Annotated in this window: 15 protein-coding genes; 3 read left to right on the top strand and 12 right to left on the bottom strand. The window is 48.3% G+C overall.

Annotation, left to right across the window (positions count from 1 at the left end; translation table 11 throughout):
- Positions 1-13: 13 nt before the first annotated feature.
- Complete coding sequence (locus tag NC981_RS09370) at positions 14-1,189, top strand: hypothetical protein (protein WP_190375816.1); 1,176 nt, start codon at positions 14-16, stop codon at positions 1,187-1,189.
- A gap of 74 nt (positions 1,190-1,263) precedes the next feature.
- Positions 1,264-1,653, top strand: coding sequence for a DUF2267 domain-containing protein (locus NC981_RS09365; protein ID WP_190375817.1), 390 nt, complete (start codon positions 1,264-1,266; stop codon positions 1,651-1,653).
- A gap of 103 nt (positions 1,654-1,756) precedes the next feature.
- On the opposite strand, the gene NC981_RS09360 is transcribed toward NC981_RS09365, so the two are convergent.
- Positions 1,757-5,455, bottom strand: a complete 3,699-nt coding sequence (locus tag NC981_RS09360) for a hydantoinase B/oxoprolinase family protein (protein WP_348242582.1) — start codon at positions 5,453-5,455, stop codon at positions 1,757-1,759.
- A gap of 210 nt (positions 5,456-5,665) precedes the next feature.
- On the opposite strand from NC981_RS09360, the gene NC981_RS09355 reads away from it, so the two are divergent.
- Positions 5,666-5,794 carry a hypothetical protein gene (locus NC981_RS09355; RefSeq protein WP_277881315.1) on the top strand — a complete coding sequence of 43 codons (129 nt, stop codon included), beginning with the start codon at positions 5,666-5,668 and terminating at the stop codon, positions 5,792-5,794.
- Between the two features lie 21 nt (positions 5,795-5,815).
- On the opposite strand, the gene NC981_RS09350 is transcribed toward NC981_RS09355, so the two are convergent.
- The 11 genes from NC981_RS09350 to NC981_RS09300 form a co-directional block, all read right to left on the bottom strand.
- Positions 5,816-6,376 carry an NYN domain-containing protein gene (locus NC981_RS09350; RefSeq protein ID WP_190375830.1) on the bottom strand — a complete coding sequence of 187 codons (561 nt, stop codon included), beginning with the start codon at positions 6,374-6,376 and terminating at the stop codon, positions 5,816-5,818.
- A 144-nt stretch (positions 6,377-6,520) separates the two neighbouring features.
- Positions 6,521-6,805, bottom strand: a complete 285-nt coding sequence (locus NC981_RS09345) for a Mo-dependent nitrogenase C-terminal domain-containing protein (protein WP_190375819.1) — start codon at positions 6,803-6,805, stop codon at positions 6,521-6,523.
- A gap of 134 nt (positions 6,806-6,939) precedes the next feature.
- Entirely contained in the window at positions 6,940-7,323 is a 384-nt protein-coding gene (locus NC981_RS09340; RefSeq protein WP_348242581.1) for a response regulator, read from the bottom strand.
- Entirely contained in the window at positions 7,313-10,585 is a 3,273-nt protein-coding gene (locus NC981_RS09335; RefSeq protein WP_348242580.1) for a PAS domain S-box protein, read from the bottom strand. Before NC981_RS09335 ends, NC981_RS09340 begins: the two co-directional genes overlap by 11 nt.
- Entirely contained in the window at positions 10,582-12,945 is a 2,364-nt protein-coding gene (locus tag NC981_RS09330) for a response regulator (RefSeq protein ID WP_348242579.1), read from the bottom strand. Before NC981_RS09330 ends, NC981_RS09335 begins: the two co-directional genes overlap by 4 nt.
- A gap of 622 nt (positions 12,946-13,567) precedes the next feature.
- Complete coding sequence (locus tag NC981_RS09325; RefSeq protein WP_348242578.1) at positions 13,568-14,404, bottom strand: PhzF family phenazine biosynthesis isomerase; 837 nt, start codon at positions 14,402-14,404, stop codon at positions 13,568-13,570.
- Positions 14,405-15,046: 642 nt separating this feature from the next.
- On the bottom strand, positions 15,047-16,159 hold the full coding sequence (locus NC981_RS09320) for a site-specific integrase (protein WP_348242577.1): 1,113 nt from the start codon (positions 16,157-16,159) through the stop codon (positions 15,047-15,049).
- A 4-nt stretch (positions 16,160-16,163) separates the two neighbouring features.
- A complete protein-coding gene (locus NC981_RS09315; RefSeq protein ID WP_348242576.1) occupies positions 16,164-16,382 on the bottom strand; it encodes a DNA-binding protein in 219 nt (72 codons plus the stop codon).
- Positions 16,372-16,554, bottom strand: coding sequence for a hypothetical protein (locus NC981_RS09310; protein ID WP_348242575.1), 183 nt, complete (start codon positions 16,552-16,554; stop codon positions 16,372-16,374). The genes NC981_RS09315 and NC981_RS09310 overlap by 11 nt, the downstream gene beginning before the upstream one ends.
- On the bottom strand, positions 16,551-20,321 hold the full coding sequence (locus NC981_RS09305) for a DUF3854 domain-containing protein (RefSeq protein WP_348242574.1): 3,771 nt from the start codon (positions 20,319-20,321) through the stop codon (positions 16,551-16,553). The genes NC981_RS09310 and NC981_RS09305 overlap by 4 nt, the downstream gene beginning before the upstream one ends.
- Positions 20,322-20,384: 63 nt before the next feature.
- Entirely contained in the window at positions 20,385-20,705 is a 321-nt protein-coding gene (locus tag NC981_RS09300) for a hypothetical protein (RefSeq protein WP_348242573.1), read from the bottom strand.
- Between the last annotated feature and the right edge of the window lie 331 nt (positions 20,706-21,036).

The following is a 21,036-nucleotide window of genomic DNA, read 5'->3' as shown; positions in this document are numbered from 1 at the left end:
TCTGGAGGCGTTTATGAGCATTTTAACCGTTGAACAAGTGAAGTCATTGATCGAGCGCCCAAAAAGCTGGTGTGTCTCGATTTATATGCCCACGATCGTCGCTGGGCCGGAAGTTCGACAAAATGAAATTCGGTTTAAGAACTTAGTTCGTCAAGCTGTTCAAGAGCTTCAAGAGACTGGGCTCAGTGAAGACGAGGCGAACGAGTTTTTGCGTCCGATGCTGGAAGCAATCAACAGTCAAGATGACTTTTGGGAGCAACAAGATCGCGGACTTGCAATCTTTGTCACAGATGGTTTTTTCCATTATTTCAAGGTGCCGCGTGAGTTGTTTGAATTAGTCGTCGTGACCGATCAGTTTCACCTGAAGCCGATTCTGCCGCTGCTGAATGGAGATGGTACGTTCTATATTTTGGAACTGAGCCAGAAGCGCGTCAAACTGTATGAGGGCGATCGCGATCATATTCGTGAAGTTCAGGTTCCGGACTTGCCTCAGAACATGGATGAATTACTTCAGTACGACGAAAGCCAAAAGGCAGGACAGTTTCGCATCGGGACAACCAGTGGCGCATCGAACTATAACAATTCGTCGGCTGGAACCGGAGTGTTTCATGGTCAAGGTTCACCAGATCGCGATGATGTCACCCGACGGTATCGGCAGTTCTTCTACGCGATCGATGCGGCGCTGCATGACTTCCTCAATCAAAAACGTGCGCCATTAGTTCTCGCCTGTGTTGAGTATCTAATGCCGATTTACCGGGAAGCCAATACTTTCCCGCATTTGATGGAAGAAGGCATTACCGGAAATGTCAAAGATGATCAACTTGGTGAACTACACGCGGAAGCTTGGAAAATTGTTGAACCCTTCTTTACCCAAGCGCAGGAGAAAGCCGTTAATGCTTATCACGAGTTATCAAACACTGACTTGAGTTCGACCAATCTCGAAGAAACGGTTCCTGCTGCCTACTATGGGCGCGTCGATCGCTTGTTTGTCGCGGTGGGTGTGCAAAAGTGGGGCAGATTCAATCCAAATACCAACGAAATCGAGGTTCACAAAGAAGCTCAACCTGAAGATGAAGATTTGCTTGATGCAGCAGCACTGCAAACCATCCTCAATGGTGGAACAGTGTATGCGGTTGCACCCGATGCAATGCCTGCACCTGCACCGATCGCGGCAGTGTTCCGCTACTAACTTCAGTCAAGATGTAGATTCATCTTTCTACATAGATACGAACATTAAGAACAGAAACTTTGGGAATTACAGCAATGAATTACGACCAGTTTATCAAAACCGTGAAAGAGACCGGGCACTTTAGCGATCGCGATAGTGCAATCAAAGCAACAAAAGCAACGCTCGAAACGATGTGCGAAAGACTGCTCGGTGATGAAGCTAGCAATCTTGCTGCACAACTTCCCGCAGAGTTAGCAGAATGCTTACGCGGACGGGAAGGACAGATGGGTGATAACTTCAAAATCGAGGAGTTCTATACTCGGATCTCGCAAAGAGCAGGGGTTGATGTGGAGGCTGCGGCAACTTCCGCAAGAACTGTCATGACTGTTCTCAGCCAAGCGGTCAGCCCTGGAGAGTTCGCAGATGTTCGGATTAACTTTGCGAAAGACTACGATGAACTGTTTGTTGAAGTTGCACAACGATAAGTAGACAAGCCTGATTAAACATAAGATCACCGATCCACCTTCATCCTCACCCTCTCCCACAGGAGAGGGTGAGGATGAAGGTCTTCAGTTTGATTGCGTCTACCTACGGCTCTTGCAACATTGCGCCAAATCCACCGCCTCCAGGAGTTTCAATCACAAACACATCCCCTGGCTGCATCAACACTTCTGCCTTACTGTCTAGCAGTTCGACGGCACCATCTTGGCGCACGACAGAATTGCGCCCCGTTGCGCCGGGAGCACCTCCCGCCAGTCCAAACGGTGCCACCTTGCGATGCCCTGACAAGATCGCAGCAGTCATAGCTTCGCGGAACCGAATTCGGCGAATCGCTCCATTGCCGCCCCGATATTTGCCAGCTCCACCACTGTTAGACCGGATCGAAAACGTTTCAACAAACACCGGAAACCGCCACTCTAAGACTTCTGGATCGGTCAGCCGCGAGTTCGTCATGTGCGTCTGCACCGCATCGGTACCATCAAAGGTTGCCCCCGCACCAGAACCGCCACAGATAGTTTCGTAATACTGATGCTGCTCGTTGCCGAAGGTGAAGTTATTCATCGTGCCTTGAGAAGCTGCCATTACCCCCAGCGCCCCGTAAAGCGCATTCGCGATCGCCTGCGAAGTTTCCACATTACCTGCGACAACCGCTGCGGGCGGGCGAGGATTCAGCAGGCAACCCTCTGGAACAATGATGTCTAAAGGTCTGAGACAACCTGCATTCAGGGGAATATCATCATCAACCAGCGTCCGAAATACATAGAGCACTACAGCTTTGCAGATCGCTAAGGGAGCATTAAGATTGGTCGATCGCTGGGAAGAAGTGCCTGTGAAATCAATGCAGGCAGAACGGGTCGTGGGGTCGATCGTAATCCTGACGCAAATCTTGCTGCCATCGTCCATTGCATAGGTGAAACTGCCTGGTTTTAGCGCATCGATTACTCGTCGCACCGATTCTTCTGCATTGGTTTGAATGTGCTGCATATAGGCTTGTACCGTCTCCAGTCCATAATGTTTGACCATCCGGCTTAGTTCCTGAGCGCCTCGTTCATTCGCGGCAATCTGGGCTTGGAGATCTGCTAAATTCTGTGCGGGATTGCGGGCGGGATAGTGACTAGCATTCAAACGCTCTAATAATGCGGCTTCTTGAAAGCGGCCTTGATTCACAATCTGAACATTGTCGAGCAAAATGCCTTCCTGGTCGATCGTTGTACTATGGGGTGGCATGGAACCTGGGGTAATGCCGCCGATATCGGCATGGTGTCCGCGTGATGCCACATAGAACATGGGCGTTGAACTACCAGCGATGAATACTGGCGTGATCACGGTGATGTCGGGTAAATGCGTGCCGCCGTTGTAAGGATTGTTGGACGCAAAGGCATCACCGGGCTTTAGCGTCTTGCCTCTCGCTCGAATGAGACTGCTGACACTTTCGCTCATTGAGCCGAGATGCACTGGAATGTGCGGAGCATTGGCAACGAGTTGTCCGTGCGGGTCGAAAATTGCGCAGGAAAAGTCGAGCCGTTCTTTGATGTTGACGGAGTAGCTCGTGTTTTGCAGAGTAATGCCCATTTCTTCCGCGATCGCTCGAACGAGATTGTTGAAAATTTCTAGCAGCGCCGGATCAGGAGTGGTGGCGGCAGGTGACGCTGCGGTTGATGTAGCCTTCACCGCTTCTGTTTTGCTTAAAATCAGATAGTTCTGTTGCGTCAGTTCGGCACACCATCCTGGCTCAATCACGTTAGTTCCCGTGGGTTCTAGGATCAAGGCGGCTCCGATGATGCGATCGCCGGGTCTGAGATCCTGACGGCGATAGATAGGAGTTTCATGCCAAGCGCCTTTAGTGTAAATTTGAACGGTTGCGACCGCGCTGAGGGGTTCTGTTCTGCCCAGGGGAAGGGTCGGTTCTGTCAGGGAGGGGGCTTGCGCGATCGCTTCAACCGAAACTGCTTCTACGATTAAGCCTTTATGCGGCATCGAAAACCCATAGCGTTGGTGGTAGATTTCCTCAAACTGAGTTCGCATTATCTCCGCTCGATCGAAATCTACAAGCAAAGTAGAGTCTGTGCCTGCGTATCGTAGGCGGACTTTGTGCAGGACCTGGATGCGATCGTCGGGAATGCCTTGAGCCGAGATTTCTGCTCGACTTTCTGCACTGAGTAAGGCGAGGGTTTGCGCTAATGTGGGAGTTTCCGCTGTGGTCAGCGGCGCTTCGATCGCCTTTTCTTTCAGCGTCCGCACCTCTGCTAACCCAATGCCATACGCCGACAATACTCCCGCAAACGGATGAATGAAGATCTTTGTCATTCCCAAGGCTTCAGCAATCAAGCAGGCGTGTTGCCCACCCGCGCCACCAAAACAACACAGCGTATATTGGGTGACATCATAGCCCCGCTGGACGGAAATCTTTTTGATTGCATTTGCCATCGTGTCGATCGCAATGTTGAGAAATCCCTCGGCAACTTGTTCATCGCTGCGGCTGTCTCCGGTTTTTGTCTGGATTTCGGCTTTGAGATCGGCGAATTTTTGCTCCACGATCGTGCGATCGAGGGGGAGATTGCTGCTTGCTCCAAATACCTGCGGAAAAAAGTCGGGCTGAATCTTCCCTAGACGCACATTGCAATCGGTCACAGTTAACGATCCACCTTTGCGGTAGCAAGCAGGGCCGGGGTGTGCGCCCGCAGATTCAGGTCCCACGCGATAGCGAGAACCATCAAATCGCAAGATCGATCCGCCCCCTGCTGCAACTGTGTGGATAGACATCATTGGTGCGCACAGTCGTACCCCTGCCACTTCGGTTTCAAAGGTGCGTTCATACTCGCCATTAAAGTGCGAGACATCTGTGGAAGTCCCTCCCATGTCAAAGCCGATAATTTTGTCAAATCCGGCAGCTAGGCTAGTTTTGACCGCTCCCACAATGCCACCCGCAGGCCCTGAGAGAATACTATCTTTGCCCCGAAAGCGTTGCGCTTCAGTTAGACCGCCATCGGATTTCATGAATTCTAGCTTCGTCCCGGATGGGTGCGGTTGTAATGCGGCTCTGACTTGATCGACATACCGCCGCAGAATCGGAGAGAGATAAGCATCGACAACAGTTGTCTCACCTCGACGAATTAGCTTCATCAAGGGACTCACTTCATGAGAGACCGAAACTTGCTCAAAGCCGACGCTGCGGGCAACCTCAGCGACTTGCTGTTCGTGTTGGGGGTAGCGGTAACCGTGCAGAAACGCGATCGCACAAGCTCTAAACCCATCGTTGTAAGCTTCCTGCAAGGCTGTGGTCAGTCGCATCACTTCTTGGGGCGCAATTGCAATGATCTCCTCGCCCTGAGCAGTGTAGCGCTCTTCCACTTCGATCACCCGTTTATACAGACGTTGCGATCGGACAATCTGACGGGCAAAAATCTTTGGACGGTTCTGATATCCAATAGAGAGCGCATCACCAAAGCCTTTGGTAATCAGGAGAAGGGTACGTTCTCCTTTGCGCTCTAGCAACGCATTGGTTGCTACCGTGGTTCCCATTTTCACCACTTCAACGGCTCCGGCTGGAATCGGTTGATCGCGTGCTAATCCCAAAATGTCTCGTATCCCTTGAATCACAGCGTCTTGATAATGTTCGGGTTGCTCTGACAGCAACTTGTAAATGACAATCCACTGTTGATTTGTGAGGGGAGTGATTTGGAAACGTTCAGGCTGTTGGGAGAGTCGATCGACGATTGACTGCTCCTCTGTAACTACGACTAAATCAGTGAACGTACCGCCTCTGTCTGCGAATACCTTTAACATAACTTCCCCGCCATCTGATAGAAATCATTTGCTTTGTTTCTCTATTGAGCAGCAGAATGCAATGGAATTCTACTGATGGCTATAAGCATTTCTTGAACGTTTATTGAGTTTCAAAAAGAGATTTGCCAAAGTGGGGCTTAGGGTGTAGATAAACCAAGGCTTCTAGGAGCTAGACTTGTGCCGATCTGAGATCGGATCAGTTAGAAGCAAATGCTTAGCAATGCACCGTCTTTAGAGGGTGTGATGGATGCGGTGTTCCTGGGACTGCATACGGGTGGATTGCTGCTTGTGGTTCGACTTCAGAAAACGGAGCGTCTTCTAGCACTACCGAAAGTCTAGATTGAGCAAGCACTTCTTGAATTACGTGGTTCTAGTAACACAGTCTGCATAGCCAGAAACAGTAGGCTTTTGAATGTTCTCCTTGATTGTGTCAAGATCAATGTAGGAATCAGCAACATTGATCAAGCTATCACTTGTCATTGAGCGTAAGCTGACGACAGCGACGCGAACACCTTTGTAAGCAATGGAATTGACAGCATAGGCTAAATCTCCATCACCGCTAACTAAAATGACAGTATCAACGTGAGCCGCCAAAGTTAACATATCTACCGCAATTTCGACATCCAAATTCGCTTTTTTGGAGCCATCTGGCAATTGAATCAGATCCTTTGTGATCACTCGGTAGCCATTACGACGCATCCAAAGCAAAAAGCCTTGTTGTTTTTCATTGGTACGATCGACACCTGTGTAGAAAAAAGCTCGCAGCAGCCGAGAGTTCGTAGCTAGCTGACACAGTAGCCTTGAGTAGTCAATCTCAATTCCAAGCTGTAAAGCAGCATAAAATAAATTTGAACCGTCAACAAAGATCGCGACTCGACCGTGATCTAGACGAGCGTGATCTGATTCATAATTTTGTGGCATTTTAATCGATTTATTTTTGTTGCCATTTGTCAAATGCTCTGAGTAGCAAGGCTTTTTGAGAAGCGTTGCTGGAATTTCTTCGGGTGTATGTGTTGTTGGCATCAGGACCTCAGTTTTAGAGAGAACCCCTTCCTCACAATGGAGTTAGGAATAAAGCGTCACATCTTCGCCACAATGGTCTGCTAGATAGACTAAAGATTTAAAGCGAAGACTTACGATTTGATCGTAGAAAGGATTTAATTTACAAAGCGGTGGAATACGAACAAGCGTGTAATCAAACAGTTTGATCTGCCGTTCAAACGGGCAACGAGCCGGGATCATTTTGCAGAGTGACCGTGCTGTTTGAGGATTAGAAATTTCGATCGACTCTAGCCGTTGTTGAATCGGGTAGAGGAGAGTGCTCAAGTGACGAATGATTAGGGAGTTCACGGTAGGTCAGGGAGTCAAGCCCTGAGAGAAACGATCGTCGGATGCAAAAGAATCTCGCTTCCACCTCCGATAGTTTCTAAGTTAGATCTGAAAAGTGCAGAACTTGTGTAGACGAAAAATTAAACTGGCAGCCATCACGCTTGACTCCAACCAAGGATGTTGGAAATTTGCTCTGGAAGTTTCATTGCCTTAAAAGGTTTTGTGATAATTCCTGCCACATCTAGTTCTGCAAACCGCCGCTGCTCTGCTGCTTGCACCTTTGCGGTCATGAAAATGACCGGAATCGCCTGAGTTATTGGATTCGCTTGAAGAGCACGAAAGGTTTCGATTCCATCCATTTCAGGCATCATGACATCGAGCAAGATCACGTCTGGTTGCTCACTCACTGCTTTGGCAAGTCCCTCGTGACCTGAAGAGGCGCTCGATACCTCCCAGCCACCCACCGTCTTCAAAGTGAGTTGAGCCACTGCCCGAATGTCATATTCATCATCAATAATCAAAATGTGTCTAGTCGTCATCGAGACTGTCTCCTGTCTTCGATCGAATCATTCGGTTGAGTAGATTGATCACCTGCTGCTCAAATTCTTGTGGAGTAATGCGTCCTTTGGTCAGAAATAGCGTTTGCCCAAGTCTTAACCGTTCCCGTTCGTGATCATTTAGATCGCGAGCAGTATAAATCACCAAGGGCACTCGGCAGAGACGATTATGCTGGCGCAGCCAGTCTACAACGGCAAAACCATCGTCAGTCGGTAGTCCTAAGTCAAGGACGAGCAGATCAGGAATGACCTGCTGGCTTAGTTGAATCGCATCTCGTCCGGTTTGAGCGTGAAAGGTTTCGATTTGATAGCGAGACAATAGAGTTGTGAGGACTTGCGCTAAATCCAAATCATCTTCAATGATCAGAACTTTCAAAGGTTGGTTCTGATTGACTAAGGCTCGATCGAGGGCTTGCCGGAGCACTCTGGGATCGGGCGGTTTTACGACCCAATCGCTAACTCCATCATAGGGTGCCTCTCTAGCATCGGGTAGCAGTCCACTCAGAATGACGACAGGGATAGCTTGCGTTTCAGATTGCTGTTTCAAAACTGTCAACGTTTCCCAGCCATTCATACCGGGCATCATCAGATTCAGCAAAATCGCATTCGGTTGATGGGCACGTGCCTGTTCTACAGCTTCCTGTCCCGAAGCCACTGTCAGCACCTGGTAGCCCTGCCGTTCCAGCATCACTTGCACCACTTTACGAATCGAAGCATCATCATCACAGACCAACACCAGTGGAGTTTGTGTTTTGATGTCTAGTGCTGAATCGGCTAAGTCAAACATCAAACTTGAAGCTTGCGAACTTTCAGAGGTATTAAGAATCGGTAAGGTAAAACAGAAAGTGCTGCCCATTCCTAATGTACTTTCTGCCCAGATTTGTCCTTCATGCTGCTGGAGAATGCTGCGACAGATCGCTAATCCTAATCCGGTACCTCCTTTACGACGTGAATCTGAGGCATCAACTTGTTGAAAGCGCTCAAAGATGGATTCTAGTTTATCGGATGGAATACCGCGTCCTCGATCGATGACTTTAATAAGAAGCAAGTTGGAAGAACCTTGCTGATCTTTATTCTGGTTGTAGTCGGCTTCTAATGCCTCAGGGGTGATCAATTCTGCACTCAACCAAATTGTGCTACCAGGCGGGGAGAATTTGATTGCATTGCTCAGCAAGTTTGTCAGGACTTGGATAATTCGATCGGGGTCAGCCCAAAGACGAACTGTTAACGGCGCAACCGAGAGCGTGATTTCGGCTTGTTCTGCAATCTCTTGAATGGCTTGTACCGATTGATTGATCAAATCAGCAGCGTCGCAGACCTGTTTAGTCATGACAATTTTGCCCGACTCAATCCGCTCAATGTCCAAAATGTCGTTAATCAGGCGCACTAATCGATCGGTGTTGTTTGCAGCAATTTGCAGCATTTGTTGCGCGTCTTCGGGCTGATTTTGCAAAACGCCTTCAGCTAAGAGATCCAAAGCAGCGGAAATTGAGGTGAGCGGAGTTCTGAGTTCATGACTCACAATTGAAATAAACTCATCCTTCATGCGCTCAATTTCACGCCGCTCACTGATATCCTTTACAAAGCAATAGTTACCGTTAAACTGCTGTTGCTGGTCATAGGCTTTTACCATCACAACCTGCTTATCGAGAATTGTGCCATCTTTGCGAATCGCTCTCGCTTCTGTTTCTGCCTTGCCATGCTCCAACATCTGCTGATAGGCAGCCTCTACAACAGCAACATCCTCCGCGTGAACTGTCTGCTGCCATTTTGCTCCCAATAGTTCTTCAGGCTGGTAGCCTAACATCGCAGCATAGGCAAGATTGATCTGAACATATTGTCCTTGTGTATCTAATCGAGCAATTGCTTCAATCGCACTTTCTAACGCCTTACTTAAATTCTGAAGTTGCTCTTCAGCCGCTTTCCGTTCGGTGATGTCGCTAGCAATTCCCAAAAATCCTGTAATCTGATCTTCTGCATTTTTGAGCGCTGTGATTGACAATAACACAGGAAAGCGCGAGCCATTTCTGCGAATGTAAGTCCACTCATGCTCATCGATCGTTCCGCGACGTGCCTTGGCAATAAACACATCAAATCCTGGATCGATTCGCTCTCCTAATTCCTGTGACAGTACCTGCGATCGCTGCACAATTTCTTGCCAGTCATGAATCAATACGGGCGTTGTTTGTCCAATGATCTCTGCTGCTGTATAGCCGAGCCATTGTTCTGCTGTCGTGTTAAAGGTAAGAATTGTGCCATCAATATTGGTCGAGATAATGCTGTAGTTGGCGCTGTTTAAAATCGCTCGCTGGAATGTTAGGGTCTCGTGGAGCGCTCGCTCTACTTCTTTCCGTTGATTGATGTTTCGGAAGTAGACCGATAGTCCATCTTTGGCGGGATAGGCGTAAACTTCACTCCAATGGTTTAAGGGTGGATAAAATGCTTCAAAATGAACACTGACCTGCTCCACAACAGCACGCTGATACTCTCGATAGAAAGTTGAACCGATCGCTTCCGGAAACTCATCCCATAAGACCTTGCCCAGCAATGCTTCTCGCTTTCGCTGCAACAACAACTCCGCTTGCCGATTTAGATAAGTAAACCGCCAATTGTGATCTAGCGCAAAAAAAGCATCAGTAATGCTCTCCAGGATATCTGTAATCTGGCTGCGGGCGGCTTGCTCTTGGGCAAGAAGCTGAATGCGAGTTTGCTCTGCTTGCTGCAATTTGGTTGTTGTTTGCGCCACTCTAACGAGATTACGTCGTAACTCTAGTTGAGAAATGACCTGACGACTCAAGGCTTGTAGGGCTTGAATTTGAGCAGAATTAAGCTGTCGAGGAACGCGATCGATGACACAAAGCGTGCCCAAGGAATAGCCATCTGAAGTAATGAGCGGTGCGCCTGCATAAAATCGGATATGAGGCTCACCCGTTACGAGGGAATTAGTCGCAAATCGATCGTCCTGGAGTGTATCTGGAACAATCAACACATCGCTAGGCTGCAAGATAGCATGAGCACAAAATGCCACATCACGAGGCGTTTCTGTAGCCTCCAACCCAAATCTGGACTTGAACCACTGGCGACAATCATCAATTAGACTAATTAAAGCAATTGGCGTACCACAGATAAATGCTGCAAGCTGAGTTAAATCATCAAATGCAGCTTCAGAGACAGTATCTAGAATGTTGTATTGTTGAAGGGCATTTAGCCTATCAGATTCGTTGGCTGGTAATGGCGCTTTCATTTTGGATTCTCCTCAGAGCGCGTCACATTCTTAGCCTCATTTAAGCTTGAGCGAGCCGCTTGGTACAACAACTGAAGATCTGCACCATCTTGAGGATACTGAACAACTTTCATATTTAGGCTGACTTGCAGCGAAGCTCCATCCACCTCGAACTTAAATTGCTCCCAAGATTGCTGGAAATCAAGAATACGTTGAATTCCATCCGTTTTGGTCATACCAGGCATACCGACAACAAATTCTGTTCCTCCCCAACGACCGACAACATCTTCATTGCAGAACGATCGCCGCAGTAATTCCCCGAAGCGTGCTAACACTTCGTCTCCAACTGCATGACCATACTGCTGATTGATGTTCTTCAAGTCAGCTAGCTCTAGCAGTGCTAAACAAAATGACTGCTGACACTGGTCACACCACTGAAGTAACTGAGTGAATGCTGTGGTAGATTTGCGGCGATTTGCGATGCCCGTCAGAGCATCAATCTCTGCCAAGCTCTTGAGGAAATGAGTGCGCTCTAATCGATTCAAGATCCGTGTTACTAGCTCTGGTCCAACGATCGGTTTACTCACATAGTCATCCGCACCGACAGCAAAGACTTGATGCATAGTTTCAGCATCCGTGTGAGCCGTGAGAAATAGAATCGGCAGATCACTCCAGCGCGAATCATTACGAACAACCTGACAGAGTTCGATCCCGCTAATATGTGGCATTTCAATGTCCAGAATCAGCAGATCAGGCGGATTCGCTTCTAGAACCTCTAGAAATAGAAGTGGATTGTCGAGTACCGAAACGTGAAGCCCCCAGGGAATGAGTAAACGCTGAAGTGCCACTAATACTTGCGCGTCATCATCTACAACCAGCACTCTCGCTTGCCTCAGACGGGCATTTTGTAGTGCTTGATTGACTGCTTCTAAGACTTGAGGTGCCGTGACAGGCTGTTGAAGCCACCGTCCACCTAAGCGGGCGATCTTGACTCGATCGATTAATTTATCCTCCTCGGTTAACACTACTGTAGGAACTGGCGGCGTACAAGCACTGAGTTCGGACAACAACATCAAGTTGTTTGCGCTAGCAGCAGCAGCAAAATCAAGGAGGACAACATTTGGATGCGTTCCAGAAATTTGCTCTCTAGCAGTAACAGGATTGGCAATAACCTGAACTCGTAAGCCCCAGCTAGAGCATGCTTCCTGTAACGGTGCGGTGAGTGTTGAATTTGAACTGACAATCAGTAACCAAGGACGTTGATCAATCGGCTCACTGACTGAAGTAACCGTTTGCTGCTCGTTCGTTAAATACTCAGCGTCCAATTGCTGCAACTCCTGACGTAGAGCAGCGACAAGTTTAGAGAGGTGCTGCATCTCGTGATGACTCAGCGATCGCCCCTTTTGGAAAAGCGGTTCAATTTCTTGGGCTAAACGAGAGCCTTGATCTGCACCAAACATCCCCAGCGATCCCGCCAACTTGTGGATCTCCTGTTCAGCTTGTTGCCACAATTCTGGGTTCAGTTTGTTTTGTAGCAACAGCGCCACTGCCCGCTCAACCGTTGCAATCCGATGAGCAACAGTCTCTTTAACCTCGTTCCAGATGCTGCTCATCCCAGCAGTCGTTTGTGTTGCGATCGTCGGTTCACTATTGTCTTCATCCTTTGCCTCTTTGTTCCTTTGCTCCTTGCCTTCTTTATGCTTTTCCTGTGCAGATCTCAGTCGATAGCCAATGCCGTAAACAGTTTCGATCGGATCACCTAAAATCCCTGCTGTTTTCAGTTTTTGCCGTAACCCTTTGATATGGGAGCGGATTGTATCCTCGCTTGGGGTTTCCTCAAAAGACCAAATGTGATCAATCAGCGCACCCGTACTAAAGATGCGATGCGGATTGCGGAGAAACAACTCTAACAGACCATATTCTTTTGGCGTTAACCGCACCATTTCACCATTACAGGTCACTTCGCAAGTGCTGGGATCAAGCTCTAGATTCCGCCACTTCAGCAACGGAGGCAATGCAGCGCCGCCTCGTCTGAGTAAAGCCCGGATACGCGCCAGTAACTCTTGCAAATTAAAGGGTTTATGCACATAGTCATCTGCTCCAGCATCTAATCCCGCCACTTTGTTAGTGCTAGCATTCTGAGCCGTTAACAAAAGAATTGGAGTCTGATTGCCTTGTGACCGGAGTTTTCGACATAAATTAATACCATCCAATTTCGGTAATACTACGTCTAGCAGAACTAAGTCATAGGTAAAGGATTCCAGCAGTGACCATCCCACCTGTCCATCAGTTGCGACCTCTACGACATAGTTTTGATCGCTCAAAGCTTTGACAAGCGGTTCAGCAATTAGCGAATCGTCCTCTATCAATAGAATTTTCATACTCGCTAGCCGCAACAATAGAACATAAATCGTATAGATACAGCTCTCCTATGCCAAGGCTAACCCGAATCAAACCTGGTTATCTTATAGATTTGTTGAGCATTGTCGGAACCGTAGATTCAGTCGAGCAATGTCAGCTTGATAAAAAGATGTTAAGATTTTGGACTATTCTACAGAAGAATTCGCAACATGAGTCCATAACTTAAATGTTGCTACACGCCTTTGGACTGGTATTGTCAATTTAAGGGGATTTCGCTCTAATTAATGAACGCATTTGATATTGACGAAGAGATTAGTCTTTCAGCCGTTGAAGATCAGCTATTTTCGTAATAGGCAATTCTTTGGACGATCAGGGTTCTGGTGCTGACTCCTGAATCAGACACGCAACAGCTCTTTCCCTGTGACGCTCCAATGACATCGGTAGATAATCAACATTCTCGCCTTGTTGAACCATTGGCAATACTATGCAAACTATCTAATCATCCCTAACTGTGAAATTGCTGATATTAATCAAGAATCAAGGTCTGGCTACAGATAGAATTTTATGAATATCAGGCTTGCATTTCGCATTTGCTTGCATTTCGCATCTGGTCTTTATTTAAGCTTGATGAAGACGGAGCGATTAAATCCTGACCGCTTGACCCGTGACGACAATTCCACCCTCAGATGGGATGCTAACAACAAGTCGGCTAGGGCGACCCATTGCTTCTCCCTGGTGAATCAAGATCGTGGTTGGTGCTGCGACTAACTTCGCCGATCGTAGATATCCTCCCAAAGCTGCGGCAGCCGCACCTGTTGCTGGATCTTCGACAATTCCACCGACCGGAAAAGGATTACGAGCATGGAAGACATCAGGGCTTTCCCGCCAAATTAATTGCAGTGTCGTGAGATTCTCTTGCAGCATCAGCGCTTTGAGCGCCTCGAAATCATAATCGAGATTTGTTAAGCGGTCTGCCTCGACAACGGCCAGAATTAAGTGCCATGCTCCAGCGTAAGCTTTGGCAGGAAGAACCGAATAGTCAAGATCAGCCTGTGTCCATCTCAAAGCGGAAAGGGCCTCATGAACCAATGCAGAGGACGCAGGCATATCTTCTGGCTCAACTGAGGTCAGCGATGCTTCATAGATTCCGTCTCGTTGATTAACCGTAACGGAGACAAGTCCAACAGAGGTCGAGAGTTGGTAAGTACCTTCTCCGTTTTCTTCTCCAAGCACGACCCCTGTCGCGATCGTGGCATGTCCGCAGAATGAGACTTCGGCTTCGGGGCTAAAGTAGCGAACGGTTCGATTCGCGCCAACAGAAGGCGCAACGAAAGCAGTCTCTGAGAAGCCAACCTCAGCCGCAATGCGCTGCATCGTGTCCGGTTCTGGCAGAGCCTCTCCGATCCAAACTCCAGCAGGATTGCCTCCATTCGGATCAGTCGTAAAAGCTGATAGACGATGAAGTGTTCCTGAGGTCATGGTTTCTGTATTCTCCTGAGCTGATGTCGTTTGACAATCATAAGCGGTTATGAGTATGCAGTGCTGGTTGACCAAGCGCGCTCATAGGCAACCCAGAAGCGATTGGTCAAACGGCTAGAAAATTTGAGAACGGCTAGAAAATTTGGGATATGAGGTCGCTCTCCAATCAAAAGCCCCTTCCTCAGCAGCATAGTGTGCTGGATTTTCAAGTCAGTATCAATGTTTGGTGAAAACAAGCATCTGAGCAGCCCAGGATCCCACACATTCGTTAAGCGCAAAGACGATCGGAAACTTCAGTTTACCAAAAGTGGGTAAGATCCATTTATAGATAAGTCTTGTTTGTAGAAAAACCATGCGTGTATCTATGGTTTGAAGGTAGATAATGTTCAATGTGCCAATACGATGAAAAGGCACTGAAGTGCTCTACCTCAAGCCTTTTCCTTTGATATATCTGAATGCCAGGAACGAGACTTGAACTCGTGACACGAGGATTTTCAGACCACATAGGAAAAACGCCTGTACCGCTGGGATACAGGCTAAAACCCTTATAAAATCAAGGTTTTTCAGTTGAGCAAATGTACTAAATCATCCTGAATTGTTCTGAAAGATCGGCAAAATCTAGGGGGAATTTAGGGGGATTTTTCACGGCGGTAAAGGACGGTCTGGGTGCTGCATTGCTCGATCGAATGCCCGTTGATGCACATCATCTGAAATCCAGTGATGATAAATCTCAGAATGCACCTTCAAGCTGTGTCCCATCTGTTGTGCTGCTAATTCGACGGGAATATCAAACTCGATCGTCCGAACCGCCCAAGCGTGACGAAGATTGTAGGGTTTCGAGATTCCGTAACGCTTGAAAGCCTGAGTTACTCGATTGCCTAAATCAGAATTTGATCTACCTGTGACTTTGGGAAGCAGCTTCACATCCCGCAATCGCCACATTTCCCACCATTCCGGGTAGCAAGCCCAAATCCGCCTAGCGCCTGTCTTGCCACCTCCGTTAAGGTCATCAGTTAGGCTGAGAACTGGGCTTTCTCGTAGCTTTTCTAAGTCGATATGAAATAGCTCATGATTCCTCAATCCATAGGCAGCCATTAAGCCAAATGCGTACTGCCACTGCTCGTTAGGAACGCGATCGCGCCATTCGCTGATGTCTTTATCAGTTGGCAAATCACGCGGATTCAGGCGTTTCGGTGAATAATCCCCTCTTAATGCAGTCGCATCGAACTCGTAGCCTGCGAACTTTGCTAACTGCCCCAGAGCCATGCAGCGCCGTTGACGATTGCAGGTGTCTGGCTCAGTCTCAAGAATCGACTGACGCAGAATTTCAGGCGTTAGCAGTGCTTTTTGCGGTAGTTGTCCGAACGGTTGTTTGTAGTCAGTTCGCCATGTGGTTTCAGATTTTGGAGTGCGCGATCGACGGTTAAAGTAATCCTCCTCAAATAGCTCGATCCATTGCCTTATAAAGCGTGTAGTCTTTATTTCTGCTGCAAGTCGCAGCTTTTCATCCCAATCGAGCCAGTTAAATTGATTCAAGTCAATTTGCGATCGAATCTTCCTTGCCTCTGCCTCTGCTCGTTTGAATCCTGATGGATTGGCGTAGACATTCAGCGTGATTTCCCGTTGTTTGCGCTTAGTTTCACCTGGTTTAGGTGGAAATATGCCGCGCAGGTGCAAGCGATCGCCATTCTGTTCGACGGATATGCCGATTTTTGCCGCCTTGAGACGTGCATTTACTTCTTCTTTTGTTGGCATTGCTTTAATACTGTTTCCGCTTCTCTGGCGAGGTTTCTAGCTGCTTAGAACAGCGTTCAACGTGAAACTGATATCGAGGGATCTTCACGCCATTGGGCGACGCGATGCGAACGTGATAACCCATCTTGAACAGTCCCGATCGATTCAAGTGTCTCAGTTTGTTAGCAGTCAAATCAAGCGCGATCGCTGCTTCGTTCGTAAAATACCAAGTCTTACCGCTCATAGCTACGATTCTTCTTGTAATTTGCGAAATTGGTTAATGCTCTCTCTGCCAGTTGCAGCAATTTTGCTGAACCGGGACGTTTCGCGATGCGATCGATTAATCTGTAGCATCGCAAGCGCACCTCATCTGGGTGTGAGGATTGCGCTGTATTAGCTTCAGAGGCTTCGATCATGCGACTTGCCTCCGAAAATCCTGTAAATGCGGTGGATCGGAACCCTGTCCTAATTCCGTGTTTGGATGTTGTTTCACTTCGACAGTATTCGCCGATTCTGCCTGTGTTTCTGACCCAGAAGGCGTTTCGATAGGGGCAATCAGATTTAACCGTTCCCGCGCTGCTGCGAGTGCCTTATCCCGATATTCCCAAGCAGTAGCTTGATCACTTTCCTTCACGCGATCAATTGCAACCGTGTAGACACGCTTTTGTGCCCCGCGCTTGCCTTCAGTCCTAATAACGACTGACTGCAATCCGATTTTCTTAAGCAGTTTACCGCACACATCAACAGGTGTATGTTGCTTGCGTCCTTTCGAGTCGGTGTATTCGGGTGAGATCGTCAGCCCAAAATAGTATCGAAGCTGGTTCGCGTGTTTGACTGCCCATTGCTGAATTTGAATGCAGCGTGGGTCAGAGTTTGAGAATTCCGCACCGCGATCGGCAAGTTGCAAAATCCCACTCTGTCTGAGCAGTTGCGCTCTAACGTACCGCCTGGGCAGTCGGTGAGTCATTCCAAGTTCGTCACGGCAGATTGTTTCGACCAATTCGCGATCGAGTTCTTTCGCAGCCGCGATATTCTCGATCAATGCTTGCATTTCTGCTCCCCGTCCCAATTTGCCGCGCTGCTTAATCAGGAGCCACAAGCAATTGTCAAAATCATCGAAGTTGCGACCGGGGAAGCGTTCACACGCTAATGTTTTTAGCGCTTTGATTTCATCTTCAAGGCTGCATTCAGAAGCGAGAATCTTATGAGCCGCATCGATCGACTCGCACACCGGGGAATCTGCATATTTAGCAGCATCCTCGTTATCGATTTCGTCTCGAACTTGGCTCAAAGCCTTCTGCTCGTCGGAATCCTTGCCCCACTCTTGAATTTCGACCGTGTGCCCCGATTCTTGCAGGACTGAGATCAGATATTCACGGGCGATTGCTTTCTGCGCCCCTCGCAACGCGCACATTTCCAAATAATAGGACTGAGCCGCCGTGAGAACTGCGACTTTGCGATCGTCGGTTTCCGTTAGAGCTTCAACGGCAAAGTGAGCCGAAAATGCTTGTTTATCCTGGGTGAGCTTGCGATCGATTGCGCGGGGGAACATGAGCGATTCATCGCCAGAAGTCAACACGAACTTAGGACAGCAAACGAAGCGGGGAACGGTCGGACGATAACGCCCTAACATCTGCATCCAACCATCCGGATCGATCGCACCTACAAAATAGCCATAAACAGCATCGAAGCCTTCCCAAGTAATCGATACACCCGTTTTGATGGATGGAGAAACGATCAGGAAATCAGGCTGATTTTGCTCTAACCAGATATTCGGATCGTCAAAGAAAGCTCTGAATTTGCCTTTTCGGTTGGTTTCTGAGTCGATTCGCACGATTCTTTTATCGGGGAACTCACACCGTAAACGCCGTTCAATCTGTTTCCCGCCCGCTTGCGAGTCGATTGCAATTAGAAGCCGCTTTAATTCTGCGTAGCCTTCACCTTCGACGGCATCAAACAGAATCTTGCTCATGAATCCGCTCAATCCGCCAGACCCGATCGTCACTTGCCAGGGTGCATTCTGCCGATGGTGCTTAAAGTATCGAACGTTGTCTGATTTCGAATACTCTTTGAGCAGTTCGATCGAGCGTGAGTGAATTTCGGACTCACTGACTACGATCGCGCCGTTGATGCCACATACAAAGCAGATCTCAGAGAATCGATCAAGGATTTCCCCGTGTTTACTGCCAAGTGTCTCACCCTTGACTGAGTGATCAAGAAATTGATTCACCTCATCTAGAACAAGCAATAAAGGCTTTTCTGTGATAAACCCGCCGGGAATTCGCCGAAGCGAATCGATGCACATCGCCGCGCCGTTTGCCTCATTAATGTCGCGCACAAACGCACCGTGCTGATTGTCACCATAATCCGAGATGTGGGGAACGTTTGCGCCTCTTGCGATTTGCTGCCCCAGTGAGTTGAGCATCGAAAGAATCAAGACCCGTCCGCCATTTCGTCTCCAGTTTCGGATAATGTCTTCAGTGGTTCGAGTTGTCTTGCCACTCCCCATGTTTGCGGCGATCGCGGTAATCGAACCGATCAGAATCTCGCTAGGCAATTCGGGCAAATAGTCGCCTACAGTATCGCGATCGGGTGTCAGCGTCAGAGCTTTGAGCTTGCGAATAATCTCGAAGTATTGCCGAATCAATCCGCACTTACGCCACTCGTCAAGGGCAAGCGATGTTGCGATCGTTTGGTCTAGCCAATCCGACCCCATCCTCACAAACGCATCATCAATTCCCTTCCCATCGGCACTATTCCAAGTTGTGACCGAGACTTTGCAGCCGTGATTCTGGAGAATCTGTCCAAGCTGCCGAATTTGACAGCCGACATTCGCGATCGTCTTGGGTTTAGTGTCTTGGTCAAAGACGATCGTGATTTGCCGTCCTTCAGTAGCGAATTCGCTCAGAATCGGGAATAGCTCGGTACTGCCTTTAGGGTGCCAGTTAGCGACACCACGCAGCGCGATCGCTGGATACCCTTGCTGAGTTAAGAGAACCGCTTTCTTGAATCCTTCGGTGATGCAAACAGGCAGATTGCACCGCTTAACAGTTCTCCAGAATGATTCACCTTCTAACGGAACAACGCCATATTTCTCGAAAGTCTTTTCTGCGGTCGCAACATCTACAAATGGCAGAATCGGCAACGCCTCGCACTTTCCAGGGGTCTCGTATTTGATCGGTTTCGGATTCCCCTTGCTGAAATCGTACCGGGGAACTCTCGGCTTAACGTAAGCGATTTCTGCGCGATCTCCGTCGATCGTGCTTCCCCAGGCTACCCAAACCCCATGAGCTGAATTCTCGTATCGTCTCAGGATATATTGAGCCGATCTCGTCACATATTGAACGCTCTGATTAAGCGCAATTTCATGCTCTGCAAGGATTTGGGCAACTTCCTCACCGTCGATCGTCTCCATATTGAGCTCGATCATTTCGTCGCTAATGCCGCTTGGTTTCCAGTCCGCGATCACCCATTCTTGCGTTGTTTGATTGGCTTGTTTTGCAGTCTGTGGAGCTTCCCAAATCAAATTTAGAGAAACGCCTTCGCGAGAAAGTACAGCTAGATTAATGCGGCAATATCCCGCGATCGCATCGGCTCGGCAGTTTCCCTTATTATGTTGCTCTGCCATATCGCCATAACGCTCGAAGTTCGTCGCACGTCTCTGAGCGCCGTCCTTCCCGCCGCGATCGCTATGACCTCTCAAATGATTGATTTTCTCAACACTGCGATAGCGCTCTAACTCTTCCCACAAGTCCCGATTCTTTACGGGATTTCCTTCAGGGTTCGTCCAACTGCGTTTTTGCCATCCTTCGACCCATCGATCGTTGTATCCGTTGCAAACATACTGCGAGTCGCTGTAGATCTCGATCGTGAGTTGTTCCGATTTTGGACGCTGGCTAACAATCTTGAGAGCTTCGATTACTGCTCGAAGTTCTGCGCGTTGATTCGTCGAGTTACGCTCGAATCCTCCAATCTCATAGATCGATCCATCAGCAAATAAAATGCAGACTCCGAATCCAGATGGCGCTTCTTGAGTGCCCGATCCATCTGTGTAAATTGTCGCGATCGGCTTGTCTGGAATGTTGAATCGGTTGAACTCGCGATCGTATCGACTCTTCAAATTATTAGATGAGACGCCGATATCAATCGATCGGGATTTATCAAAGCCAAGGGAAGTTCGCATTATCTCGTGCCTCCCTCGATCGTGCGCTCGATCACGTTCCAAATCGCGTTAGGTTCTCGACTTTTACCGCAAAGCTCGATCCGCTCGATATGCTTGCTCTCTCGTTAGCTGAATCGCTGCGAACCAGTTACCGCAATAGAGGTAGAAGTGATCGGGGGCAAGTGCAAGGTTTTCGGGAACGGGTGCGATCGTTAAATCCGGTTTACGCGATTCGCGTAAAGGTCTCTCTGTCTGCCAGAAGGTTAGCTGTGTGCTAGTTTGCGCTTTGCCTTGTGGCGATCGGGTACTGCCTGTTAAACTTGAGTTACAAGATTTTTGCCTGATTCGTACTGCTTCTGCCATATTAATCTCACGTACCTCTTTGGGTACGGCTTGTCCCTGCATAGCGAAGAAGGTGAGAGTTTGACGCTATTGCAAGGGTTTACAGGTGATCCCTCGATTGTGGTTCCTAAGCTACTTTCGAGGGATTTTTGCTTAGATAGCCTTCTCGGATTAGTAGCTCTCGAATAATCTTCGATCGACTCTGTGAGGGAATAGCTTCACGGAGTTGCTCCATTTCAATTGGTTTGAGAACTAAAGGGAAAATTACTTTGTTTTTGCCTTGAGTCATTGAAGAATCCCCATGCAAGCTGGCTGATATATACCGTAGTCTTTTTCTTGGGTGCGATCGCTGCCAAAGATCGCTTTACATCAGATACCGCAAACGTTTGCGATT

It is taken from the genome of Leptolyngbya sp. DQ-M1, from assembly GCF_039962505.1.
Classification (GTDB): domain Bacteria; phylum Cyanobacteriota; class Cyanobacteriia; order Leptolyngbyales; family Leptolyngbyaceae; genus Leptolyngbya.
Note: the sequence above shows the minus strand (reverse complement) of the source record. Positions and strands in the feature narration are given on the sequence as shown.